Annotated in this window: 22 protein-coding genes; 14 read left to right on the top strand and 8 right to left on the bottom strand. The window is 59.5% G+C overall.

Translation table 11 applies throughout. The annotated features are described in order from the left end of the window. Positions 1 to 13: 13 nt before the first annotated feature. The 4 genes from ACP7BX_RS20995 to dksA form a co-directional block, all read right to left on the bottom strand. Positions 14 to 2,968, bottom strand: coding sequence for a sensor histidine kinase (locus ACP7BX_RS20995; protein WP_314530641.1), 2,955 nt, complete (start codon positions 2,966 to 2,968; stop codon positions 14 to 16). Next, positions 2,952 to 3,128, bottom strand: a complete 177-nt coding sequence (locus ACP7BX_RS20990; protein ID WP_003176118.1) for a hypothetical protein — start codon at positions 3,126 to 3,128, stop codon at positions 2,952 to 2,954. Before ACP7BX_RS20990 ends, ACP7BX_RS20995 begins: the two co-directional genes overlap by 17 nt. A 62-nt stretch (positions 3,129 to 3,190) precedes the next feature. Further along, positions 3,191 to 4,078 carry a tRNA glutamyl-Q(34) synthetase GluQRS gene (gene gluQRS, locus ACP7BX_RS20985; RefSeq protein ID WP_426130076.1) on the bottom strand — a complete coding sequence of 296 codons (888 nt, stop codon included), beginning with the start codon at positions 4,076 to 4,078 and terminating at the stop codon, positions 3,191 to 3,193. Positions 4,079 to 4,161: 83 nt separating this feature from the next. After that, entirely contained in the window at positions 4,162 to 4,605 is a 444-nt protein-coding gene (gene dksA, locus ACP7BX_RS20980; RefSeq protein WP_025857127.1) for an RNA polymerase-binding protein DksA, read from the bottom strand. 319 nt (positions 4,606 to 4,924) lie between these two features. Here dksA and ACP7BX_RS20975 point away from each other — a divergent pair, with 319 nt between their 5' ends. Both ACP7BX_RS20975 and sfsA read left to right on the top strand, forming a co-directional pair. Continuing rightward, entirely contained in the window at positions 4,925 to 6,097 is a 1,173-nt protein-coding gene (locus ACP7BX_RS20975; protein WP_426130079.1) for a pyridoxal phosphate-dependent aminotransferase, read from the top strand. Then, positions 6,097 to 6,807 (top strand): DNA/RNA nuclease SfsA, encoded by a 711-nt coding sequence (gene sfsA, locus ACP7BX_RS20970; protein WP_426130081.1) that lies wholly within the window; start codon positions 6,097 to 6,099, stop codon positions 6,805 to 6,807. The genes ACP7BX_RS20975 and sfsA overlap by 1 nt, the downstream gene beginning before the upstream one ends. Here sfsA and ACP7BX_RS20965 read toward each other — a convergent pair. Next, entirely contained in the window at positions 6,804 to 7,121 is a 318-nt protein-coding gene (locus ACP7BX_RS20965; RefSeq protein WP_426130083.1) for a Rieske (2Fe-2S) protein, read from the bottom strand. The two genes, sfsA and ACP7BX_RS20965, sit on opposite strands and share 4 nt — an antisense overlap. A gap of 156 nt (positions 7,122 to 7,277) precedes the next feature. Here ACP7BX_RS20965 and ACP7BX_RS20960 point away from each other — a divergent pair, with 156 nt between their 5' ends. Genes ACP7BX_RS20960 through ACP7BX_RS20950 form a run of 3 tightly spaced genes read left to right on the top strand, consistent with a single transcriptional unit; the run spans position 7,278 to position 9,957 of the window. After that, positions 7,278 to 8,156 (top strand): heme/hemin ABC transporter substrate-binding protein, encoded by an 879-nt coding sequence (locus ACP7BX_RS20960; RefSeq protein ID WP_426130085.1) that lies wholly within the window; start codon positions 7,278 to 7,280, stop codon positions 8,154 to 8,156. Then, on the top strand, positions 8,153 to 9,190 hold the full coding sequence (locus ACP7BX_RS20955) for a FecCD family ABC transporter permease (RefSeq protein ID WP_426130087.1): 1,038 nt from the start codon (positions 8,153 to 8,155) through the stop codon (positions 9,188 to 9,190). Before ACP7BX_RS20960 ends, ACP7BX_RS20955 begins: the two co-directional genes overlap by 4 nt. Then, positions 9,190 to 9,957, top strand: coding sequence for a heme ABC transporter ATP-binding protein (locus ACP7BX_RS20950; RefSeq protein ID WP_033898295.1), 768 nt, complete (start codon positions 9,190 to 9,192; stop codon positions 9,955 to 9,957). The genes ACP7BX_RS20955 and ACP7BX_RS20950 overlap by 1 nt, the downstream gene beginning before the upstream one ends. A 244-nt stretch (positions 9,958 to 10,201) precedes the next feature. On the opposite strand, the gene ACP7BX_RS20945 is transcribed toward ACP7BX_RS20950, so the two are convergent. From ACP7BX_RS20945 to ACP7BX_RS20935, 3 genes are all read right to left on the bottom strand, one after another. Then, positions 10,202 to 10,474 (bottom strand): TfoX/Sxy family protein, encoded by a 273-nt coding sequence (locus ACP7BX_RS20945; protein WP_010206563.1) that lies wholly within the window; start codon positions 10,472 to 10,474, stop codon positions 10,202 to 10,204. Between the two features lie 191 nt (positions 10,475 to 10,665). Next, positions 10,666 to 11,010 carry a pentapeptide repeat-containing protein gene (locus ACP7BX_RS20940; RefSeq protein ID WP_016976848.1) on the bottom strand — a complete coding sequence of 115 codons (345 nt, stop codon included), beginning with the start codon at positions 11,008 to 11,010 and terminating at the stop codon, positions 10,666 to 10,668. 93 nt (positions 11,011 to 11,103) lie between these two features. Further along, positions 11,104 to 12,660 carry an AAA family ATPase gene (locus tag ACP7BX_RS20935; protein WP_426130090.1) on the bottom strand — a complete coding sequence of 519 codons (1,557 nt, stop codon included), beginning with the start codon at positions 12,658 to 12,660 and terminating at the stop codon, positions 11,104 to 11,106. Positions 12,661 to 12,778: 118 nt separating this feature from the next. Between ACP7BX_RS20935 and mrcB the strand changes: the two genes are divergently transcribed. From mrcB to msrQ, 9 genes are all read left to right on the top strand, one after another. Continuing rightward, positions 12,779 to 15,103, top strand: coding sequence for a penicillin-binding protein 1B (gene mrcB, locus ACP7BX_RS20930; protein WP_033898300.1), 2,325 nt, complete (start codon positions 12,779 to 12,781; stop codon positions 15,101 to 15,103). Between the two features lie 16 nt (positions 15,104 to 15,119). Beyond that, complete coding sequence (locus ACP7BX_RS20925; protein WP_426130092.1) at positions 15,120 to 15,854, top strand: tetratricopeptide repeat protein; 735 nt, start codon at positions 15,120 to 15,122, stop codon at positions 15,852 to 15,854. Then, positions 15,854 to 16,183, top strand: a complete 330-nt coding sequence (locus ACP7BX_RS20920) for a YqcC family protein (RefSeq protein WP_426130094.1) — start codon at positions 15,854 to 15,856, stop codon at positions 16,181 to 16,183. The genes ACP7BX_RS20925 and ACP7BX_RS20920 overlap by 1 nt, the downstream gene beginning before the upstream one ends. 431 nt (positions 16,184 to 16,614) lie before the next feature. Continuing rightward, entirely contained in the window at positions 16,615 to 18,339 is a 1,725-nt protein-coding gene (locus ACP7BX_RS20915; protein WP_038844180.1) for an acetolactate synthase 3 large subunit, read from the top strand. A gap of 2 nt (positions 18,340 to 18,341) precedes the next feature. Beyond that, positions 18,342 to 18,833 carry an acetolactate synthase small subunit gene (gene ilvN, locus ACP7BX_RS20910; RefSeq protein ID WP_003176102.1) on the top strand — a complete coding sequence of 164 codons (492 nt, stop codon included), beginning with the start codon at positions 18,342 to 18,344 and terminating at the stop codon, positions 18,831 to 18,833. Between the two features lie 47 nt (positions 18,834 to 18,880). Beyond that, a complete protein-coding gene (ilvC, locus tag ACP7BX_RS20905) occupies positions 18,881 to 19,897 on the top strand; it encodes a ketol-acid reductoisomerase (protein ID WP_003176099.1) in 1,017 nt (338 codons plus the stop codon). A 144-nt stretch (positions 19,898 to 20,041) separates the two neighbouring features. Then, positions 20,042 to 20,899: a CDP-diacylglycerol--serine O-phosphatidyltransferase gene (gene pssA, locus ACP7BX_RS20900; RefSeq protein ID WP_038844148.1), complete on the top strand. Its 858-nt coding sequence runs from the start codon at positions 20,042 to 20,044 to the stop codon at positions 20,897 to 20,899. Positions 20,900 to 20,962: 63 nt separating this feature from the next. Further along, entirely contained in the window at positions 20,963 to 21,976 is a 1,014-nt protein-coding gene (gene msrP / locus ACP7BX_RS20895) for a protein-methionine-sulfoxide reductase catalytic subunit MsrP (protein ID WP_426130097.1), read from the top strand. Next, complete coding sequence (msrQ, locus tag ACP7BX_RS20890; protein WP_426130099.1) at positions 21,976 to 22,596, top strand: protein-methionine-sulfoxide reductase heme-binding subunit MsrQ; 621 nt, start codon at positions 21,976 to 21,978, stop codon at positions 22,594 to 22,596. Before msrP ends, msrQ begins: the two co-directional genes overlap by 1 nt. Positions 22,597 to 22,679: the final 83 nt, after the last annotated feature.

The following is a 22,679-nucleotide window of genomic DNA, read 5'->3' as shown; positions in this document are numbered from 1 at the left end:
TCTCTCGACGGTCTCAGTTCACAGCGGACGTCGCTTCGACATGACGCGGCAAGGTCACCCGAATACGGGTGCCGCGTTGGCTTTCGGTGTCAGCCGGGCTGTCGATGGTGATTTGTCCATAATGCTCTTCAACGATGGAATAGACCAGTGCAAGGCCCAGACCGGTACCTTCACCTGGGTCCTTGGTGGTGAAGAAGGGTTCGAACAATCGGTCCATGATGTTCTGTGGAATACCGCTACCTTCATCTTCGACGATCAGATCGACCGTATGTTCGAAAGCCTCGGTCTTGACGCGTACCGCACCGCCGGCCGGAGTGGCGTCACGGGCGTTGGACAGCAGGTTGATCAGCACTTGGGCCAGGCGTTGTGAGTCGCCATCGACCCAATGGTCGGGATCGCATAAATTGAAGAACTGTACTTCGAAATTGCGCCGGTTCAAGGCCAGCAGCCCAATGGCATCCTGCGCCACTTCGGCCAGGCATACCGCTTCGTCCTGATTCTGATGGGCGCCGGCGTGGGCGAAGCTCATCAGCGACTGCACGATGCGTGAGACGCGCTTGGTCTGTTCGAGAATCTGCCCGCTGATTTCGGTGATTTCGCCGTCTTCTTCGCGTTCTTCGCGCAGGTTCTGCGCCAGGCAGGCGATACCGGTGATCGGATTGCCGATTTCATGGGCCACACCCGCCGCCAGTCGGCCGATGCTGGCCAGGCGCTCGGAGTGCACCAGCTTGTCTTCGAGCATCTGGGTTTCGGTCAGGTCTTCCACCAACAACACCAAGCCGCTGTTACCGGGTGCCAGGGGCTCGTCGATCGCGGCTTTGTGCAGGTTGAGCCAGCGGGTCTGGCCGTCGAGCGCCAGGTGCTGTTTGTGCAAGTGCTCGTCGGGCAGGTTGATAAAGCCTTGCAGCAGTTCTTTCCACGGCTCGCCCAGGGTATTGAGGCGTGAGCCGACCACGCGCTGCGCGGCGATGCCGGTGAGTTCTTCCATGGCTTTGTTCCACATCAGGATCTCTTGATCCTTGGCCAGGGAACACACGCCCATCGGCAGTTCCTGCAGGGTCTGGCGGTGGTAGCGGCGCAGGGCGTCAAGTTCGGCGGCGAGGCCAGTGAGGCGTGAGTGGTAATCCTCCAGCCGGCTCTCGATGAAATGGATGTCTTCGGTGACGTAGTTTTCGCCGCCGGCCTTGTAGGGCAGGAAGGTTTCCACCATGTCCTGGGACACGCTCGGGCCCATCAGCCCGGACAGGTTGGCCTCGATACGGTCCCGCAGACGGCGCAGCGCGTAGGGGCGCCGCTCATCGAATGGCAGATAGAGATCGCGCAGCGCCTGTTCGACCTCTTTTTGCGCCGCCTTGGCACCCAGTGGCTTGGCCAGTTGCGTGGCGAACTCCTGGGGTGAGGCCGCATGCAATTCGCGGCGCTGTGGGCGACGCACGTTGTCCACCGCGCAGGCTTCGGCGGCGCTGGTTTCTTCCGGGCTGGCGTTGGTGAACAGCGAGATCAGGGTAAACATCAGGACGTTGGCGGCCAGGGAGGCAATCGCGGCCATGTGCCAACTGGTGTCATCCAGCACATAAATCATGTTCAGCAGCGGGATGTAGAAGCCCTGCAGGTTACCGACCAGCGGCAACAGCATGGTCACGATCCACACCAGGATCCCGGCGAGCAAACCGGCGATGAAGCCACGGCGATTGGCGGTCGGCCAGTACAGCACCGACAGTACGCCCGGCAGGAACTGCAAGGTGGCGACAAATGCGACGATGCCCAGGTTGGCCAGGTCCTGCCCGGCGCCCAGCAACAAGTAGAACCCGTAGCCGGCCATGATGATCGCGACGATCAGCGCGCGGCGTGTCCATTTCAGCCAACGGTAGATATTGCCTTCAGCTGGAGGCTGGTACAGCGGCAATACCAAGTGGTTGAGCGCCATGCCGGACAGTGCCAGGGTCGTGACGATGATCAGCCCGCTCGCCGCTGACAATCCACCCACATAAGCCAGCAGCGCCAAGGCTGGGCTGTTGGCGGCAATGCCGATGCCGAGGGTGAAGTATTCAGGGTTGGTGGTGGCCCCCAGTTTCAGGCCGGCCCACAGGATCAGCGGCACCGCCAGGCTCATCAACAGCAGGAACAACGGCAAACCCCAGCTGGCGCTGACCAGCGAGCGCGGGTTGAGGTTCTCGGTGAAGGTCATGTGGTACATGTGCGGCATCACGATGGCCGAGGCGAAGAACACCAGCAGCAGCGTGCGCCATGGGCCTTCCTGCAAAGGCGTGTGCAGGGCGGCGAGGGCGGTCTGGTTTTGCAGCAGCCAAAGTTCAAGCTGTTGCGGGCCATCGAACACGCCGTAGAGCGCATACAGGCCGACGCCGCCGATGGCGATCAGCTTGATCACCGACTCAAAGGCAATCGCAAACACCAGGCCTTCATGTTTTTCGCGGGTGGCGATATGGCGCGAACCGAAGAAAATCGTGAACAGCGTGATCAGCGCGCAGAACGCCAGGGCAACGCGGTGTTGCACCGGCTCGCGGGTCAGGATACTGATGGAGTCGGCCACCGCCTGGATTTGCAACGCCAGCAACGGCAATACGCCAATCAACATGAACACCGTGGTCAGCGCGCCGGCCCAGGTGCTGCGAAAGCGGAAGGCAAACAGGTCGGCCAGGGAGGACAATTGGTAGGTGCGGGTGATCTTCAGGATCGGGTACAGCAGCACCGGCGCCAGCAGAAACGCGCCGGACACCCCGAGGTAGCTGGACAGAAAGCCATAACCGTACTGATAGGCCAGGCCCACGGTGCCATAGAACGCCCAGGCGCTGGCGTAGACGCCGAGGGACAAGGTGTAGGTCAACGGATGGCGAATGATCGCCCGCGGAATCATTCCGCGCTCACTGATCCAGGCGACTCCGAACAGTGCAGCCAGGTAGGCGGCGCTGATCAGCAGCATCTGGGTGAGGCTAAAGCTCATCGGCATCTTTTTGGCTCTGCAGGATGAAAGTCACGACGATCAGGATCAGCCACAGCAGATATGGGCGATACCAGGCGCCCGTGGCGTCGATCCACCAATCCATGATGGCGGGGGAAAACAGGTAGATCCCGACGACCAGCAGCAGGACCAATCGATAGATGTACATGTTGGCCTCTGTGTAAAAACGTGCGGCGATGGTAACGGATGCTTGGCAAGCTGCAAGCGCCTTCAGCTCAATTGCGCTTCGGCCAGCGTGAGTGTGCGCGGGATCTGCGTGGCATCCCAGTGCGCAATGCCCCAATCCAGCAGTTCTCGCGGGCTGGCGTGCAACAGTTCGTCACCGGGTTGCTGGCCTAGGGCGCGTAATGCCCTCAATAGCAAAGGCGTGGCCTGGTCAGGTGTCAACGGCGGCGAACGGTAGGATTTGCCCAGTTTATTGCCGTCCGGCTGGATGATCAGCGGCACGTGCAGGTAGCGCGGTTGGCGCAGGCCGAGGAGTTCTTGCAGGTAGAGCTGGCGAGGCGTCGAGTCCAGCAGGTCGGCACCGCGCACGATATCGGTCACACCTTGCCACGCATCGTCGAGTACCACCGCCAGTTGATAGGCGTACAGGCCGTCGCGGCGACGGATGACGAAATCGCCTACGTCGCGGCCCAGGTGCTGTCGGAATTCGCCCTGGACGCGGTCGGTAAAGTGGTACTCAAGCTCGGGAACACGCAAACGGATGGCGGCGTCTTGCTGGTCGTGGCCAGCATTGCGGCACAGGCCCGGGTAGATCCCGTTGTAGGGTTCAAGCTGTTTGCGTGAACAGGTGCAGGCGTAGGCCAGGCCGTGGTTGAACAGGTCGTTCATGACTTTGGCGTAGGCCTCGTGCCGCTCGCTTTGTAGGACCCGTTCACCGTCCCACTCGAAGCCATAGCTTTCCAGTGCGTGCAGGATTGCTGCCTGTGCGCCGGGTTCTTCACGGGGTGGGTCGAGGTCTTCCATACGCATCAGCCATAGGCCGTGGTTGGCGCGGGCGTCGAGGTAGGAGGCGAGGGCGGCGACCAGGGAGCCGAAATGCAAATGGCCGCTGGGTGTGGGGGCAAAGCGCCCGATATAGGTAGAGGCTGTCATGGGCCGGATACTACTGGAAATTCGGTAAACGCCAGAAACAAAAATGGAGCGTTCGCACGCCCCATTCGTTCAGCTCGGCTGGATTACTTGCCGACCTGTTTTTCCTTGATTTCAGCCAAGGTCTTGCAGTCTACGCAGAGGTCCGCGGTTGGGCGGGCTTCCAGGCGACGGATGCCGATCTCGACACCGCAGGATTCGCACCAGCCGTATTCTTCGTCCTTGATCAGCTGCAGCGTTTTGTCGATCTTCTTGATCAACTTGCGCTCGCGATCGCGGGCGCGTAGTTCAAGGGCGAATTCTTCTTCCTGGCTGGCACGGTCGGCCGGGTCAGGGAAGTTGGCTGCTTCGTCCTTCATATGGTCAACCGTACGGTCGACCTCCTGCATCAAGTCCTGTTTCCACTTGTTCAGGATCTTGGTGAAGTGCTCGCGCATGGGCTCGCCCATGTACTCCTCACCTTTCTTTTCTACGTAAGGTTCGAAGCCATTGAGGCCTTGAGTCTGCTGTTGCTTTGCTTGGGTGGACATGAATAGACCGCCTCTCACTCTTCTAATCCATTGCGCAGGATTGCAACGTCACCGACACCTGCCGGCCCTGCGGCTGCAAGCGGGCGAACTTACCAGATAGATTCGGGGTGCGCCACTCCCGGTTGTCGAGGCCCACGGCAATGGGGTTGCAAACTGCATCAGCCCGTCGTTGCTGGGTATGTGTTGCCTCAGATGTAGATTTTAGTCGTTTTGCTGGCGCTTGCCCGGACGGCGCCTGCCGTCGGGCAGGCAATAGAACATGTTTTACGGCGCGGGTTCGGTAGAATCCAGATTTTGTCCTCACCGTTAAGGAAGGCTAATGGCTCAGCCGTACAGTGCGCGCAGTCGCGCCATCGAACCTTTTCATGTCATGGCATTGCTGGCGCGGGCCAATGAGCTGCAGGCCGCCGGCCATGACGTGATCCACCTGGAGATCGGCGAGCCGGACTTCACCACCGCCGAGCCGATCATCCAAGCCGGCCAGGCAGCGTTGGCCAACGGCAAGACGCGCTATACCGCCGCCCGTGGCTTGCCTGAGTTGCGTGAGGCTATCAGCGGTTTCTATCAGCAGCGCTACGGGTTGGACGTGGACCCCGAGCGCATCCTGATCACGCCCGGCGGCTCTGGCGCATTACTGCTCGCCAGCAGTTTGCTGGTAGATCCGGGCAAGCATTGGCTGCTCGCCGACCCTGGCTACCCCTGCAATCGCCACTTCCTGCGCTTGGTGGAGGGCGCGGCGCAACTAGTTCCCGTCGGCCCGGAGGTGCGCTATCAATTGACCGCCGACCTGGTGGCCAAGCATTGGGATCAGGACAGTGTGGGCGCGTTGGTGGCGTCGCCAGCCAACCCGACTGGCACGATCCTCACCCGCGACGAATTGGCCGAGCTTTCCGGCGCGATCAAGGCACGCAACGGCCATCTGGTGGTGGATGAGATTTATCATGGCCTCACCTACGGCACCGATGCGGCCAGCGTGCTGGAGGTGGACGACGATGCGTTCGTCCTGAATAGTTTTTCGAAGTATTTCGGCATGACCGGTTGGCGCCTGGGTTGGCTGGTGGCACCACCGGCGGCGGTGGGTGAGTTGGAGAAGCTCGCGCAAAACCTCTACATCAGTGCGCCGAGTATGGCGCAACACGCGGCATTGGCCTGTTTTGCCCCGCAAACCCTGAGCATTCTGGAAGAGCGCCGCGCTGAATTCGGGCGCCGCCGCGACTTCTTGCTGCCCGCCTTGCGCGAGTTGGGGTTCGGTATCGCGGTCGAGCCGGAAGGCGCGTTCTATTTGTATGCCGATATCAACGCGTTCGGCGGTGATGCCTTCGCATTCTGCCGCCACTTCCTCGAAACCGAGCATGTGGCCTTCACGCCTGGCCTGGACTTTGGCCGCTATCAGGCCGGTCACCATGTGCGTTTTGCCTACACGCAAAACCTCGATCGGCTACAGGAAGCGGTGGAGCGGATCGCCCGTGGATTGCGGAGCTGGCAAGGCTGATGCGCTTTCATCCTCCCCTCGAAGAAGCGCGGTTGATTCGTCGCTACAAGCGTTTTCTTACCGATATCGAAACCGTTACCGGCGAGTTGCTGACCATTCACTGCCCCAACACCGGCTCGATGCTCAATTGCATGGTCGAAGGTGGGCAGGTCTGGTTCAGTCGCTCCAATGACCCCAAGCGCAAGTTGCCCGGCACCTGGGAAATTGCCGAGACACCTCAGGGCCGCTTGGCGTGTGTGAACACTGCGCGTGCCAATCAGTTGGTCGAGGAGGCGTTGCATGCGGGTGTCATCACCGAGCTGAACGGCTTCACCGCCTTGAAGCGCGAAGTGCCTTACGGTCAAGAGAAAAGCCGCATCGACTTCCGTCTGGACTATCCCGACGGCGCGGCCTACGTCGAAGTCAAAAGTGTGACCCTGGGTTTCGACGGTACTTCGGTGGCCGCCTTCCCTGATGCGGTAACCCAGCGAGGCGCCAAGCATTTGCGCGAACTGGCCTATCTGGCGCGTGACGGTGTGCGGGCGGTGCAGTTGTATTGCGTCAACCTCTCGGGGATTGATGCTGTGCGCCCGGCCGTGGAGATCGACGCGGCTTACGCTGCAGCCCTGCGCGAAGCCAAGGCGGCAGGGGTGGAAGTGCTGGCGTATGGCGTACGGGTGACATCCGAAGAAATATGCGTGGACCGGCGCCTGGACGTGCTGCTCGACTAGAGTTGCACCCACAATCCCTGGGCGTCTTCGCGGCCGGGCACTGCAGTCAGGCTTTGCCCGGCACAGGGGCCGGCGATGCACTCGCCGTTTTCGATCAGGAACAGTGCGCCGTGGGTGGCGCACTGGATCAGGCTGGCGCTGTCGTCGAGGAACCGGTCGGGCTGCCATTCCAGTGGAATGCCGCGATGGGGGCAACGGTTGATATAGAAGTAGGCAACGCCGTCCCGGCGCACGGCCAACAATTTGCAACCATCGATTTCAAAACCGAGGCTGCTGTCTGGCGCGAGGGTATCGGAGGAGCAGAGAAACTTCATTTCAATCCTTAAGTGCCTTGACGTTCAAATGCAAACAATTATCAAATGCCGGCTTCGCCCGTTGGCTGACCGGGCGCTCAATACGATGCGGGGCAGGCATTATCTGTCACATTGATGAGCGTTTGAGCGGCCCTGCCCCTGGAAGGAAACCCTGTTATGCGCCTGAGTGCCAGTGCTATTGCGCTTGTTGTCGGACTGCTGGTCAACCCTGGGGCGCAAGCCTCTGAACTGCCACAACGTTGGGTGAGTGCCGGTGGGGCGCTGTCGGAGTGGGTGACGGCCTTGGGCGGTGAGGCGAAATTGGTGGGGGTGGACACCACCAGCCAGCATCCGGAGTCGCTCAAGGCGTTGCCGAGCATTGGCTATCAGCGGCAGTTGTCGGCTGAAGGCATCTTGAGTTTGCGCCCGCAGGTGTTGGTAGGTACTGAGGAAATGGGCCCGCCGCCCATACTGGCGCAGATCCGCAGCGCGGGTGTGCAGGTGGAGATGTTTTCGGCGCAGCCTGACTTGCCGACGTTGAAGGGCAACCTTCAGCACCTTGGCAAGTTGCTGGGCGCTGAGGCCAAGGCCAACGAATTGTTTACCGGATATGAGCAGGCGCTGGATCAGCAGAAGCGCTGGGTCGCCAAGGCTCAGGCCACCCAAAAGGCCCCCGGCGTATTGCTGTTGCTGGGTCATGCGGGCGGCAAGCCGCTGATCGCGGGCAAAGACACGGCGGCTGACTGGATGTTGCAGCAGGCGGGAGGGCGCAACCTGGCGACGCATACTGGCTACAAGCCGTTTTCGGTGGAGTCGTTGGCGGGGTTGAGCCCGGATGTGTTGGTGTTTGCGGATCGTGCCCTGACCGGTGATGCGGCGCGTGCCGCACTGTTCAAAGAAAACCCGATCCTGGCGTCCACGCCGGCGGCCAAGGCTGGGCGGGTATTTGAGGTCGATCCTACATTGCTGGTCGGCGGGCTCGGGCCACGTTTACCGCAAAGCCTCGCGGATCTGTCTGCCGGGTTCTACCCGTCCCAGGCCAAGCTAGCCCCATGACGACTCTGGTAAAACCGAAGACGCTGTTTGTTGGGCTGGCGCTGTTGTGTGCCTTGGCGATCTGGCTTTCTTTAGCGCTGGGACCGGTCAGCTTACCGTTGCTGGATACGCTAAAAGCCGCGTTGCGCTTGATGGGGTTGCCGATCAAGGCTCAAGGGCTGGAGCAGGCTGAGCTGATTCTGGGGCAGATCAGGTTGCCGCGCACGTTGCTGGGCTTGGCCGTCGGTGGTGTGTTGGCCTTGTCTGGGGTGGCGATGCAGGGACTGTTCCGCAATCCCTTGGCTGATCCAGGCCTGGTGGGGGTTTCCAGTGGCGCTGCGCTGGGGGCGGCGGTAGCGATTGTCGGGGGTTCGTTTTTCGGCGGTTTGCCGGATGCGTTTGGCCCCTATCTTCTGTCGCTGTGTGCATTCCTGGGAGGGCTGGGTGTGACTGCACTGGTCTATCGACTGGGGCGGCGTAACGGCCAGACCAACGTCGCGACCATGCTACTCGCCGGCATTGCCCTCACGGCGCTCGCCAGTTCGGCGGTGGGCCTGTTTACCTACCTGGCCGACGACGCCACCCTGCGCACCCTGACCTTTTGGAACCTGGGCAGTCTCAACGGCGCGAGCTATTCGCGGTTATGGCCATTGTTGCTGGTGAGCGCGGGCGTGGCGCTGTGGTTGCCGCGCCGGGCCAAGGCGTTGAATGCCTTGCTGCTGGGTGAGTCGGAGGCCAATCATCTCGGCATCGATGTGGAAGGGCTCAAGCGCGAATTGGTTTTCTGCACGGCGCTGGGCGTCGGGGCAGCAGTGGCTGCCGCGGGCATGATTGGTTTTGTAGGGCTGGTGGTGCCGCATCTGGTGCGTTTGCTGGCAGGGCCGGACCATCGGGTGTTGTTGCCGGCATCGATTCTGGCAGGTGCGAGCCTGTTGTTGTTTGCCGATCTGGTCGCACGGCTTGCCCTGGCACCGGCTGAGTTGCCGATCGGTATCGTCACTGCATTTATCGGCGCGCCGTTTTTTCTGTACCTGTTGTTGCGGGGGCGTGCCTGATGTTGCGTGTGGAAGACCTGCAGATCCGTCGTGGTCGCAAAACCGTGTTGGCGGATGTCACGCTTGATCTGCTACCGGGGGAAGTACTCGGCGTGCTGGGCCCCAATGGTGCGGGTAAAAGTACACTGCTCGGGGGATTGTGCGGTGAGCTGCACCCCGACCAAGGCAAGGTGTGGTTGGATCAACGCCCGTTGAACGAGTGGAGTGGTGCGCAGCGGGCGCAGCGCCTGGCGGTATTGCCGCAAAGCTCGACGCTGGACTTTGCTTTCCGTGTCGAAGAGGTCGTCGGCATGGGGCGCTTGCCTCATCAGACCGGGCGAGCCCGCGATGACGAGATTATTGAGGCGGCCCTGCAAGCGGCAGATGTCGGCCATTTGAGCGGTCGCAGCTACCTGGCGCTGTCCGGTGGCGAGCGTCAGCGGGTGCACCTGGCACGGGTGCTGGCGCAGCTATGGCCGGGTGAGGCAGGGCAGACGTTGCTGTTGGATGAGCCGACGTCGATGCTGGATCCTTTGCATCAACACACCACCTTGCAAGCCATTCGCACCTTTGCTGATCGAGGGGCGGCGGTGTTGGTGATCCTTCACGACTTGAACCTTGCAGCGCGTTACTGCGATCGGATTCTGCTGCTGGAGGCGGGGCGACCACACGCATTGGATACGCCGGCGCAGGTGATGCAGCCTGAACCGTTGAAGGCGGTATTTGGTTTGGATGTGCTGGTGCAGCCACACCCGGAGCGTGGTCACCCGCTGATCATTGCGCGCTGAAGGCGGCTTTCTTACAGGCAAAAAAAGACCCGGCAAGAGCCGGGTCAAATAACCGTGATTAGCCTGATGAGGAGATAATCTGAGAGTCCGAACCAATGGTCTTTCAGTTATCGGCTGATCTCGCGATCAGTTGTGATAATCATAACGATTCTCATTTGAGAGTCAACATTTGTTTTTGCATGCTCTCTGCGTTTTCTCAAACGCCTGTTCGCAATGCCTGTAAATGCTGGGGTTAATCGACGAGCTAATTCTTCTGGCGTGCCGATAGCGCGTCCAATTGGCGGTTCAACGCTTCCTTGCGCTCGGCAGGAATGTCATTCCAGTGCACATCCATCAAAGCTCCTTCGATCGCATACAACAGCACTTTCGAGGCGCGAAACCCACGCGTCCGGACGGCCCGATAAGCATCGACCGCACCCAGGCGGCGCAAGTCCGACGCACTGTGGATGCCCACCGCATGCAGCCACTGTGCTGACGTCTTGCCGAGGTTTTTCAGGTGTTGCAGCTCATCGTTCATCAAGCCTCCTTGCGACGGCCGAATGGTGCGGTGGGTATCGAGACCAGGCAAGCCTGCAAAGGAGTGTAGCGCTCAGTAGGAAAAGCGTGGTTCTTTAGTCGGAAACGGCCTAAAGCTTATAAGAATGGCGACGTCAGGCAGGCGGGAAGTCCCCGGCTCGGTTGCGCGAACCGGGGCTTAAGCAGAGGGGTTCAGCGGGTGCGGTAGCGCAGGCGAGTACCGAAATTAACCGACATGAGGATCTCATCAGCGGTCAGCTCTGGTGGGAAGTACGTTCCGGAAATCTGCGCATGGGCCAGGCTGGCGCCTTCCAGTGGGCAGTCGCGCAAGTCCAGGCCGCGCAGGTCGGCGGAGCGGAAGTAGGCATCGGTGAAATCCACGCCAGCGGTGTTCAGCTCACGCAAATCCAGCCCGCGGAAGTCGCCACCGCGCATGTCGATGACCCCGTCTTTCGGGCGTTCCTGGTTGAAGCCACGGATATCGTCTTTATGCAGGAGCGAGTAAAGCGGCGTATCAAGAAGCTTGGGGTGACTCATGACGGCGACTCCTGTTGGATTTATGACGCCATTATAGTGCCACTATTGCTTGGCCGTGCCCCCTAAGTAGACGACACGACCAAGAAATTTTTCTTACAGGCCAGGCAGGCGCTGACGAATATGCGCCACCAGCGCATCGAGGGTGCCACTTTCATTGGTCTCGACGCGTTTGCTGAGGAGCAATTCCTCGGCAGTCAGCGGGTCACGCTTGGCCTGTTGTTCTTCGATAATCGCCAGTGTCGCGTCGGAAGGATCGTTTTTGTCCGCCTGACGTTGTGCCAACCAACTGGCGATAACGGCTTGCGGCGCATTGCAATCCAGGATCAGGAAGGGCGCGCCGGTGGCCTCTGCTACTTTGGCCGCTGCATCGCGTTGTTCGCGTTTAAGGAAGGTCGCATCCAGCACCACCGGGTAACCGGCGCGTAGCACGGTATCGGCGATTTCATTCAAGCGTGCGTAAGTTGCCGCACTGGCGTCGGCCGCATAGATGCCGGCCTGTGGCGTGTTTTCCACTTGCTGTTCGCCGAACAGGCGCTTGCGCTCCACATCCGAACGCAGGCGTACGGCGCCCAGGGCTTCCACCAGCCGCATGGACACGTGGCTTTTACCGACGGCTGACACACCGTGGGTAATGGCCAGGAAGCGCGACGGAATAGTGCTGTAGCTCTCCGCCAGGTTGGCGTAGTTGCGGTATTGGCGCAGGGTCGTGGCGCGTTGTACCGGGCTGGCTTCACTCGGCATGCTGAACAGCGCGATCTTGGCGCGGACCAGAGCGCGATAGGCTTTATAGAAGTTCAGTACTTCCAGGCCTTGATAGTCGCCGGTCAGTTCCAGGTACTGGCTGATAAAGCGGCGAGCCAGGGACTTGAGACCGCGATCTTCAAGGTCCATGGCCAGGAAGCCGGTGTCGGCATATACATCGGTGAAGCGGAACGGCTCGTTGAACTCAATGCAGTCGAAGATCACCACATGGCCATCGATCAAGGTGGCGTTGCCCAGGTGAATATCACCGTGGCATTCGCGGGTGAAACCGTCTTTTTTACGCTGGGAGAACAGCGGCTTGAGGCGCTCGAAGCTGCTTTCAGCCCAGGCCTGCAGGGCGTCCAGCTGAACCAGGTCGGCTTTGTCGCTGAGGAACGGACGGATCTGGTCGAAATTCTGGCGAACCGGTGCCATGACCTCATCCGGGGTGCCTGCCGGGTGTTCCTGTGGGACTTTTGGCGCCGTGAGGTGGAAGTGCGCGATTTGCTTGGCCATCTCATCGATGTGCGCGCTGGTCAGTTCACCGTTGGCCTGCAAGGTGCTGAGCATTTGGCTCTGCGGGAACTGGCGCATTTTCAGCGCGTATTCGACGACCGGGCCGTCGCCGCCCAATTGCGGTGCTTCGGCACTGCCGGTGATCGGCAACACGTCAAGATACAAATCTTCGGTCAGGCGCTGGTTGAGGCGCAGTTCTTCCCGGCAGAAGTGGCCGCGCTTTTCCAGATCGGTGAAGTCGAGAAAGCCGAAGTTCATCGGCTTCTTCAGCTTATAGGCATACGGGCCGGTGAGGACGACCCAGGAAATATGGGTTTCGATGACTTGAAACGCTTCAACCGGGTGAGGGTATAAAGCCGGGTTTTGCAGGGCAGCGATCAGGGACTGGCTCACGGGCGATCCTTCAGAGTCTGGGGAAAAACATGGCGGGCATTATGGCCGCTACGAGCGGTCGTGCAAACCGCTGTCCGGCTCATGTTGATCATCAATAAAGTGCGTATAATCCGCCGCCATGACTCGAACCCGATCTCCCCGTTCCCGTAAAAAACCTCCTTCCCGTGGCCTGCGCCCTTGGCTGGGCTGGGCGCTCAAGCTCGGCCTGGTAGGCCTGGTAGTACTCGCTGGCTTTGCGGTGTACCTCGATGCCGTGGTGCAGGAGAAGTTCTCTGGCAAGCGTTGGACCATTCCGGCCAAGGTGTACGCGCGCCCGCTGGAACTGTTCACCGGCCAGAAGTTGAGCAAGGATGACTTCCTCACCGAACTCGACGCCTTGGGCTACCGCCGCGAACCCGTGAGCAACGGTCCGGGTGCCGCAGCTGTCAGTGGTAACACTGTCGACCTGAATACCCGTGGCTTCCAGTTCTACGAAGGCCTGGAGAAAGCCCAGCCCGTACGCGTGCGCTTCTCGGGTGATTATGTAGCCGAACTGTCGTCGCTCAACGGTTCAAAGTTGCCGGTGGTTCGCCTGGAACCGCTGATGATTGGCGGCATTTACCCGAAAAACCTTGAAGATCGCATCCTGATCAAGCTGGATCAGGTGCCTCCATACCTGCTGGAAACCCTGGTTGCCGTTGAAGACCGCGATTTCTACCATCACTGGGGTGTCTCGCCCAAGTCGATCGCCCGCGCAGTCTGGGTGAACACCTCCGGCGGCAAGATGACTCAGGGCGGCAGTACGCTGACGCAACAATTGGTCAAGAACTTCTACCTGACCAACGAGCGCAGTCTGACCCGCAAGCTCACCGAAGCGATGATGGCGATGCTGCTGGAGCTGCACTACAGCAAGCAGGAAATCCTTGAGGCGTACCTCAACGAGGTATTCGTCGGTCAGGATGGCCAGCGCGCCGTGCACGGCTTCGGTTTGGCGAGCCAGTTCTTCTTTGGTCAGCCGCTGTCCGAACTGAAGTTGCACCAGGTCGCGTTGCTGGTGGGCATGGTCAAGGGGCCTTCCTACTACAACCCGCGCCGCAACCCCGAGCGTGCGCTGGAGCGCCGCAACCTGGTGCTCGATGTGCTTGAGCAGCAGGGTGTCGCCACCGCTGAGCAAGTCGCCGCGGCCAAGAAAATGCCACTGGGTGTAACCACTCGCGGCAAACTGGCAGACAGCTCCTTCCCAGGCTTTATCGACCTGGTCAAACGCCAACTGCGTGAAGACTACCGCGACGAAGACTTGACCGAAGAAGGCCTGCGGATCTTCACCAGTTTCGACCCGATCCTGCAGATGAAAGCCGAAGCGTCGGTCAACGACACCTTCAAACGCCTGACGGGCCGTAAAGGTTCGGATGAAGTCGAAGCGGCCATGGTGGTGACAAACCCGGAGACCGGTGAAGTCCAGGCCATGATCGGCAGCCGCCAGGCCAGCTTTGCCGGCTTCAATCGCGCACTGGATGCGGTGCGGCCGATCGGTTCGCTGGTCAAGCCCGCCGTTTACCTGACCGCCTTGGAAAAACCGAGCAAGTACACCCTGACCAGTTGGTTGTCGGATGATCCGCTGTCGGTCAAAGGGGCTGATGGCCAGGTGTGGACGCCGCAGAACTTCGACCGTCGCTCCCACGGTACGGTGTTCCTTTATCAGGGTATTGCGCACTCCTACAACATTTCCACGTCGCGCCTGGGCCTTGAAGTCGGCGTACCGAATGTCCTCAAGACCATCGCGCGGTTGGGCGTCACCCGTGAGTTCCCGGCCTTCCCGTCGATCCTGCTGGGCGCTGGTGCAATGACGCCGATGGAAGTTGCGACCATGTACCAGACCCTCGCCAACGGTGGCTTCAATACGCCGATGCGCGGGATCCGCAGTGTGTTGACCGCCGAGGGCGAGCCGCTCAAACGCTATCCGTTCCAGATTCAGCAACGGTTTGATGCAGGTTCCATCTACCTGATCCAGAACGCTATGCAGCGCGTGATGCGTGAAGGTACCGGGCGTTCGGTCTACAGCGTGCTGCCAGCGAACCTGACGTTGGCGGGCAAGACCGGCACCAGTAACGATTCGCGTGACAGCTGGTTTGCCGGTTTCGGCCAGGATGTGCTGGCAGTGGTGTGGCTGGGGCGTGACGATAACGGCAAGACGCCATTCACCGGTGCGACCGGTGCTCTGCAGGTCTGGACCAGTTTCATGCGTAAGGCCGACCCGTTGCCGTTGAATATGCCGCAGCCGGATAACATCGTGCAGGCCTGGATCGATCCACACACGGGGCAGGGCTCCGATGCCAACTGTCCGGGCGCGGTGCAGATGCCGTATATTCGCGGCAGCGAACCGCCACCCGGCGCCGCGTGCGGTGGCAGTGCCCCTGCAGATGCGGAATCGGTGATGGATTGGGTCAAGGGCTGGATGAACTAAGCAAAGAGGGTTTCAAGTGAACAAGTGGTTGTTTCCAGCTATTACAGCTCTGGCTTTGCTCGGCGGTTGCTCCAGCGTGCAGCGCGGCTCCATTCCCGTGGTGGACTCGAGCACGGCCGTCTCCAATAACGATCGGATTTCGGCCAATGGCGGTTTCCGTCAGACCGTGACCAATCGTCCTGCGCAAGCCAAACCACAGGCCGTGCCGCAGGATTCGGGTGTGGTAGTGATGGTGCCAGGCGGTGGCGCAGCGACATCGGCACCGATCAGCGCCGAGCCGTGGACCCCAGGGCCAAGCACTTCCGGCCCGATCGATACCACGCCGATCCAGGCGGCCCCGATCAACCAGGGCAGCTACAACATGCCATCGACGCCAAGTGGCATTCCATCCTCGTCCAGCGGCAGTGGCCTGTCGGCTGATGAGCAACTGGATGGCCCGGTGCTGGCGTTGTTGACCACTGCCCAGCAACAGCAGGCGGGCGGTGATTTGAACGGTGCGTCGTCGAGTCTTGAGCGTGCCCAACGCGTTGCGCCGCGTGAGCCGCAAGTGCTGTATCGCCTGGCCCAGGTACGCATGGCCCAGGGTGATGCACCGCAGGCCGAGCAGTTCGCCCGTCGCGGGTTGTCGCTCGCCAACGGCCGTCCCGACCTGCAAGCCAGCCTGTGGGCGTTGATTGGTGACGCGCGTGCCGCACAAGGCGATGCCGCTGGCGCTGCCCAGGCGCGTCAAAAAGCCAAGGTCAGCCTCTGATGGATGCACGCTTTCCCGCCATCGCCGAACAATTATTGCTGATTGAACGCGAATTGCGCGTGCAGGGCTGGTGGGACGATGTGTCCCCCAGCGCCGAGGCGCTCAGCAGTGTCGAGCCCTTTTCTGTGGATACCCTGGACTTCCACCAGTGGCTGCAATGGATCTTCCTGGTGCGCATGAAGCAGATCCTCGAACGGGACCTGCCGCTGCCCAATGCCTCGGGCATTCTGGAAATGGCCGAGATGGTCTATGCCGACCGCCCGCAAGAGAGCCTTGGCTTGCGTAACGCGCTGAAAAAGTTCGACCAATTGATCGTCGACGCTCGTTAATTGCCTGACTGCCGGTTTTTCCGGCAGTCTTGCGCACATTTCTACCGCTTGACGACATTCAGGCGAGTTTTATCCCTCCTCAAAGCCCTTTCTCCTACGTTCTCATGCGCTTAGTTGGAAAAAAGCGCAATTATTGCTTGACTTGAAGGGCCTGAAACAGAAGAATCCAAAGTCCGCTGTATCGGGACTGCCAGAAGCAGGCCCGCTCAGCAGATCATGAGGCGCACATCCGCGCCGACCTGTTACACCCGCAACGCGTTACCTCGCGCTGGGTGGGAAAAGCCCGCAACACTTGGGACGATCCCAATACTTGCTCAGTCAGTGCTGACGTAGTCGGCGACCACCGTCGCTCATGCTCTGTTGAGAAGTAAACCTATTAAGACCCGTCGGTTTTCAACGGACGGTATTCTGGCGTTTTAGAGGTGAACAACGTGGAGCTTTTATCTGGTGGTGAGATGCTCGTCCGCTTTTTGCGTGACGAAGGCGTCGACTATATCTACGGGTACCCAGGTGGTGCTCTGCTGCATGTCTACGACGCACTGTTCAAGGAACCGGCTGTTACCCACATCCTGGTTCGCCACGAACAGGCCGCGACCCATATGGCTGACGGTTACGCCCGTGCCACCGGTAAAGCCGGCGTGGTACTGGTAACGTCCGGCCCAGGCGCAACCAATGCCATTACCGGCATCGCGACTGCGTATATGGACTCCATCCCGATGGTGATCATTTCCGGCCAGGTGCCTAGCACCATGGTAGGCACTGATGCATTCCAGGAAACCGACATGATCGGTATCTCCCGGCCGATCGTGAAACACAGCTTCATGATCAAGCATCCCTCGGAAATCCCGGAAGTCATGAAGAAGGCCTTCTACCTCGCACAGTCCGGTCGCCCGGGCCCTGTTGTGGTCGATATCCCGAAAGACATGACCAACCCGGCGGAAAAATTCGAATACATCTTCCCGAAGAAAGCCAAGCTGCGTTCCTACAGCCCGGCCGTGCGTGGGCACTCGGGGCAAATCCGCAAGGCGGCAGAAATGCTCCTGGCGGCCAAGCGTCCTGTGTTGTACTCGGGCGGTGGCGTGATTCTGGGCGGCGGTTCCGCACCGTTGACCGAATTGGCCAAGCTGCTCAACCTGCCGGTGACCAACACCTTGATGGGCCTTGGCGCATTCCCGGGCACCGACCGTCAGTTCGTCGGCATGCTCGGCATGCACGGCAGCTACACCGCCAACCTGACCATGCACCACGCTGACGTGATCCTGGCAGTGGGCGCACGTTTCGATGACCGAGTGATCAACGGCGCGAGCAAATTTTGCCCGAATGCCAAGATCATCCACATCGACATCGACCCGGCATCCATCTCCAAGACCATCAAGGCCGACGTGCCGATCGTAGGTCCTGTGGAAAGCGTATTGACCGAAATGGTTGCCGCGCTCAAGGACATTGGCGAGACGCCGAACAAGGAATCCGTCGCCAGTTGGTGGAAGCAGATCGACGAATGGCGCGGTGATCGTGGCCTGTTCCCTTACGACAAGGGCGACGGCAGCATCATCAAGCCACAAACCGTGATCGAGACCCTGTGCGAAGTGACCAAGGGCGACGCCTTTGTGACCTCCGACGTAGGCCAGCACCAGATGTTCGCCGCGCAGTACTACAAGTTCGACAAGCCTAACCGCTGGATCAACTCCGGTGGCCTGGGCACGATGGGCTTTGGTTTTCCTGCGGCCATGGGCGTGAAACTGAGCTTCCCGGACACCGACGTCGCGTGCGTCACCGGTGAGGGCAGCATTCAGATGAACATCCAGGAACTGTCGACGTGCCTGCAGTACGGCCTTCCGGTGAAGATCGTCTGCTTGAACAACGGCGTGCTGGGCATGGTTCGTCAATGGCAGGACATGAGCTACAACAGCCGTCACTCCCACTCCTACATGGAATCGTTGCCGGATTTCGTAAAATTGGTTGAAGCCTATGGCCACGTCGGCATTCGCATCACCGATTTGAAAGATCTGAAGCCGAAGATGGAAGAGGCGTTCGCCATGAAGGACCGCCTGGTGTTCATCGATATTCAGGTGGATACCAGCGAGCACGTCTACCCGATGCAGATCAAAGACGGCTCTATGCGCGACATGTGGCTGAACAAGACGGAGCGTACTTAATCATGCGGCACATTATCTCCCTGCTTCTGGAGAACGAACCCGGCGCTCTGTCTCGTGTTGTCGGTCTGTTTTCGCAACGCAACTACAACATCGAAAGCCTGACCGTGGCTCCGACCGAAGACCCGACTCTGTCGCGTCTGACGTTGACCACTGTGGGCCACGATGAGGTGATCGAACAGATCACCAAGAACCTCAACAAGCTGATCGAAGTGGTCAAGCTGGTCGACCTGTCGGAAAGTGCCCACATTGAGCGCGAGCTGATGCTGGTCAAGGTCAAGGCCACGGGTGCCCAACGTGCCGAGATCAAGCGCACTACCGATATTTATCGCGGGCAGATCGTCGATGTGAGCGCCAGCGTTTATACCGTTCAACTGACCGGTACAAGCGACAAGCTGGACAGCTTCATCCAGTCGATCGGGACGGCCTCGATTCTGGAAACGGTACGCAGTGGTGTCACCGGGATTGCCCGTGGCGACAAAGTACTCAGCATCTAACCCAAATTAGCGAATGGCCTTACGGCCTGGATATATAGAGGAACCTCATGAAAGTTTATTACGATAAAGATTGTGACCTGTCGATCATCCAGGGCAAGAAAGTCGCCATCATCGGCTACGGCTCCCAAGGTCACGCGCAAGCTTGCAACCTGAAAGATTCCGGCGTTGACGTGACTGTAGGCCTGCGCAAAGGCTCGGCCACTGTTGCCAAGGCTGAGGCCCACGGCCTGAAAGTGACTGACGTTGCTTCCGCCGTTGCTGCTGCCGACCTGGTCATGATCCTGACCCCGGACGAGTTCCAGTCCGCGCTGTACAAGAACGAAATCGAGCCGAACATCAAGAAGGGCGCCACCCTGGCCTTCTCCCACGGCTTCGCGATCCACTACAACCAGGTTGTGCCGCGCGCTGACCTCGACGTGATCATGATCGCGCCGAAAGCACCGGGTCACACCGTGCGTTCCGAGTTCGTCAAAGGCGGCGGCATCCCTGACCTGATCGCGATCTACCAGGACGCCTCGGGCAACGCCAAGAACGTGGCACTGTCCTACGCTGCTGGCGTCGGTGGCGGTCGTACCGGCATCATCGAAACCACCTTCAAGGACGAGACTGAAACCGACCTGTTCGGCGAGCAAGCCGTTCTGTGCGGCGGTACCGTTGAGCTGGTAAAAGCCGGTTTCGAAACCCTGGTTGAAGCGGGCTACGCGCCGGAAATGGCTTACTTCGAGTGCCTGCACGAACTGAAGCTGATCGTTGACCTCATGTACGAAGGCGGTATCGCCAACATGAACTACTCGATCTCCAACAACGCTGAGTACGGCGAATACGTGACTGGCCCGGAAGTGATCAACGCCGAGTCCCGTCAGGCCATGCGCAACGCCCTGAAACGTATTCAGGACGGCGAATACGCCAAAATGTTCATCAGCGAAGGCGCTACCGGCTACCCTTCGATGACCGCCAAGCGTCGTAACAACGCCGCTCACGGTATCGAAGTCATCGGCGAGCAATTGCGCTCCATGATGCCGTGGATCGGTGCCAACAAGATCGTCGACAAAGCCAAAAACTAAGTCGTACGTGTCAACGGAAAACGCGGCTTAGGCCGCGTTTTTTCGTTTGGGGGCGGGTTCTGGTATAAAGCTGCATCGTTTGCGGGCGAACACGCGCCGCAAGTATTTGTCGAATTCTTTTCACACCGTTGCAAGGTAAAGTCCATGACCGAACGTCCCGAAGAGCCAGGCCAGGCCTCTGACGCCGAAAGCCTGCTACCGATCGATGAGCATGTCGAAGAAGGGCATGATGCGGAAGGTCGCAAGGTCCGGCATCGTGGCATCTATCTTCTGCCCAACCTGTTCACCACGGCGAACCTGTTTGCCGGTTTCTATTCCATCATCAACTCCATGAGCGCCCAAAGCGCACTGGCGGCGGGTGATGCGGCGAGTGCCAGCAAGTATTTTGGTTTTGCTGCCATCGCCATCTTTGTCGCCATGGTGCTCGACGGCCTGGATGGTCGTGTCGCGCGCATGACCAATACGCAAAGTGCCTTCGGTGCCGAGTACGACTCGTTGTCGGACATGGTCGCGTTTGGTGTTGCGCCCGCGTTGCTGGCATTTGCCTGGGCGCTGGGTGACATGGGCAAGGTCGGTTGGATGGTTGCCTTCATCTATGTCGCGGGTGCTGCTTTGCGCCTGGCGCGCTTCAATACCCAAGTGGGGACTGCCGATAAGCGTTACTTCATCGGTCTGGCCAGCCCGGCCGCTGCGGGTGTGGTGGCAGGTATTGTCTGGGCATTCAGCGATTACGGCATCCAGGGTTCGAAGATGTCGTTCCTGGTAGCCTTGATGGTGGCTGCGGCCGGGATGCTGATGGTCAGCAACATCAAGTACAACAGCTTCAAGGAACTGGACTTGAAGGGGCGTGTGCCTTTCGTGGCGATTCTGGCAGTGGTGCTGGTGTTCGCCGTGGTCTTCAGTGATCCGCCGCGGATTCTGCTGCTGGCGTTCCTGGTCTACGCCGCTTCAGGTCCGGTTCAGTACTTGCTGCACCTGCGCCGCGACAAAACATTGCCTTAATGTAATTTCCCCCATACTCCGCAGTCTATTGGTGCATCAGTTCTCCAATGCTGCGGAGTTGCCATGTTAATCAAATTGCCCAAAGCGTCCGATTGCCACGAATCGGACGTCACGTCTGAGTCCTTCTATCTCTCTCGCCGTAGCTTGCTCGGTGGTGCGCTTGCTGGCATCGCAGCCAGTAGCCTGCCGCGTTGGGCAAATGCCGATGAGGCCGCGCGTTACGCTGATGTTGAACCGGGCAAGGCGCCGAATTGGTTTACCGAGAAACTGCCGGGAACGAAATGGCAGGCGATCACGGTAAAGGACGAAGCGATCACGCCGTTCAAGGATGCAACCCACTACAACAACTTCTATGAGTTCGGTACAGGTAAGGGCGACCCGGCAACCAATGCGGGCTCACTCAAGACCGAGCCTTGGAGCGTGGTGATTGATGGCGAAGTTGCGAAGCCAGGCCGTTATGCCCTGGAAGACTTCATGAAGCCGTATCAGTTAGAAGAGCGTATCTACCGTCTGCGCTGTGTCGAAGCGTGGTCGATGGTTATTCCATGGATCGGTTTTCCGATCTCGGCGTTGCTCAAACAGGTTGAGCCGACTTCCAAGGCCAAATACATTCGTTTTGAAACGCTCCAGGATCCCAAGAGCATGCCGGGGCAGCGTTCGAGTTTTGGCTTGATTGATTGGCCTTATGTAGAGGGGCTGCGACTGGATGAGGCGATGAATCCTCTGGCGATCCTTGCTGTGGGGATGTATGGGCGTGAATTACCTAACCAGAATGGCGCGCCGCTGCGGTTGGTCGTGCCATGGAAGTATGGCTTCAAGAGTGTGAAGTCGATTGTTCGCATCAGCCTTGTCAGCGAGCAGCCGAAAACCACCTGGCAGAGCATTGCAGCGGACGAATATGGTTTTTATGCGAATGTGAACCCTACGGTTGACCATCCGCGCTGGACTCAAGCGCGGGAGCGTCGTCTGCCGAGTGGGTTGTTCAGTCCCAATGTGCGCGAGACTCAGATGTTCAATGGCTACTCGGATGAGGTGGCCTCTCTTTATACCGATCTCGACCTGCGGAAAAATTACTGATGCGCTACCCGATCTGGCGTATTGGCGTCTTTATAGCGGCGGCGGTTTGGCCGTTGTTCTGGTTATATGAAGCTTGGAGTTCTGTCCTGGGGCCGGATCCGGGCAAGGTGTTGGTTGACCGGCTGGGGCTCGGCACGTTGATACTGTTGTTGATCACCCTGGCAATGACCCCGTTGCAGAAGCTTAGCGGTTGGGCAGGGTGGATAGCGGTACGCCGGCAGCTTGGGTTGTGGTGCTTTGCTTATGTCGTGCTGCATCTGGCTGCTTATTGTGTGTTTGTGCTTGGGTTGGATTGGTCGCAACTGGGTGTGGAGCTGCGCAAGCGGCCTTACATAATTGTCGGCGCGTTGGGTTTCCTGTCGCTGTTGGTGCTGGCGGTGACGTCGAATCGTTACAGTCAACGCCGATTGGGCAGTCGCTGGAAGAAGCTGCATCGCCTGGTGTACGTGAATTTGGGACTTGGCTTGCTTCACATGTTGTGGATCGTGCGGGCGGATCTCAAGGAGTGGGCTATCTATGCCTCTGTAGGTGCGCTGCTCCTGGTGCTACGGATCCCGCCTGTAATGCGCCGAATCCCGCGCCTTATTGCGAAAAAACCACTTTCTGCAACAAAAGCGTAATTAACGGTTGACGGCGAATTGTAACTGTCTATAATTCGCCCCACTTCCGGCGCAGTCGAAACGGAAAACTCCTTGGTAAACAA

Source organism: Pseudomonas sp. DWP3-1-3b3 (assembly GCF_049896305.1).
GTDB classification, from domain to species: Bacteria; Pseudomonadota; Gammaproteobacteria; order Pseudomonadales; family Pseudomonadaceae; genus Aquipseudomonas; species Aquipseudomonas azotoformans_A.
The sequence above is the reverse complement of the archived record's forward strand: the minus strand, read 5'-3'. Positions and strand labels throughout refer to the sequence as shown.

Excerpts from the sequence above, each read along its gene's own strand:
- ACP7BX_RS20995 (WP_314530641.1), bottom strand. The coding sequence starts at position 2,968 with ATGCCGATGAGCTTTAGCCTCACCCAGATGCTGCTGATCAGCGCCGCC.
- ACP7BX_RS20990 (WP_003176118.1), bottom strand. The coding sequence starts at position 3,128 with ATGTACATCTATCGATTGGTCCTGCTGCTGGTCGTCGGGATCTACCTG.
- gluQRS (WP_426130076.1), bottom strand. The coding sequence starts at position 4,078 with ATGACAGCCTCTACCTATATCGGGCGCTTTGCCCCCACACCCAGCGGC.
- dksA (WP_025857127.1), bottom strand. The coding sequence starts at position 4,605 with ATGTCCACCCAAGCAAAGCAACAGCAGACTCAAGGCCTCAATGGCTTC.
- ACP7BX_RS20975 (WP_426130079.1), top strand. The coding sequence starts at position 4,925 with ATGGCTCAGCCGTACAGTGCGCGCAGTCGCGCCATCGAACCTTTTCAT.
- sfsA (WP_426130081.1), top strand. The coding sequence starts at position 6,097 with ATGCGCTTTCATCCTCCCCTCGAAGAAGCGCGGTTGATTCGTCGCTAC.
- ACP7BX_RS20965 (WP_426130083.1), bottom strand. The coding sequence starts at position 7,121 with ATGAAGTTTCTCTGCTCCTCCGATACCCTCGCGCCAGACAGCAGCCTC.
- ACP7BX_RS20960 (WP_426130085.1), top strand. The coding sequence starts at position 7,278 with ATGCGCCTGAGTGCCAGTGCTATTGCGCTTGTTGTCGGACTGCTGGTC.
- ACP7BX_RS20955 (WP_426130087.1), top strand. The coding sequence starts at position 8,153 with ATGACGACTCTGGTAAAACCGAAGACGCTGTTTGTTGGGCTGGCGCTG.
- ACP7BX_RS20950 (WP_033898295.1), top strand. The coding sequence starts at position 9,190 with ATGTTGCGTGTGGAAGACCTGCAGATCCGTCGTGGTCGCAAAACCGTG.
- ACP7BX_RS20945 (WP_010206563.1), bottom strand. The coding sequence starts at position 10,474 with ATGAACGATGAGCTGCAACACCTGAAAAACCTCGGCAAGACGTCAGCA.
- ACP7BX_RS20940 (WP_016976848.1), bottom strand. The coding sequence starts at position 11,010 with ATGAGTCACCCCAAGCTTCTTGATACGCCGCTTTACTCGCTCCTGCAT.
- mrcB (WP_033898300.1), top strand. The coding sequence starts at position 12,779 with ATGACTCGAACCCGATCTCCCCGTTCCCGTAAAAAACCTCCTTCCCGT.
- ACP7BX_RS20920 (WP_426130094.1), top strand. The coding sequence starts at position 15,854 with ATGGATGCACGCTTTCCCGCCATCGCCGAACAATTATTGCTGATTGAA.
- ilvN (WP_003176102.1), top strand. The coding sequence starts at position 18,342 with ATGCGGCACATTATCTCCCTGCTTCTGGAGAACGAACCCGGCGCTCTG.
- ilvC (WP_003176099.1), top strand. The coding sequence starts at position 18,881 with ATGAAAGTTTATTACGATAAAGATTGTGACCTGTCGATCATCCAGGGC.
- pssA (WP_038844148.1), top strand. The coding sequence starts at position 20,042 with ATGACCGAACGTCCCGAAGAGCCAGGCCAGGCCTCTGACGCCGAAAGC.
- msrP (WP_426130097.1), top strand. The coding sequence starts at position 20,963 with ATGTTAATCAAATTGCCCAAAGCGTCCGATTGCCACGAATCGGACGTC.
- msrQ (WP_426130099.1), top strand. The coding sequence starts at position 21,976 with ATGCGCTACCCGATCTGGCGTATTGGCGTCTTTATAGCGGCGGCGGTT.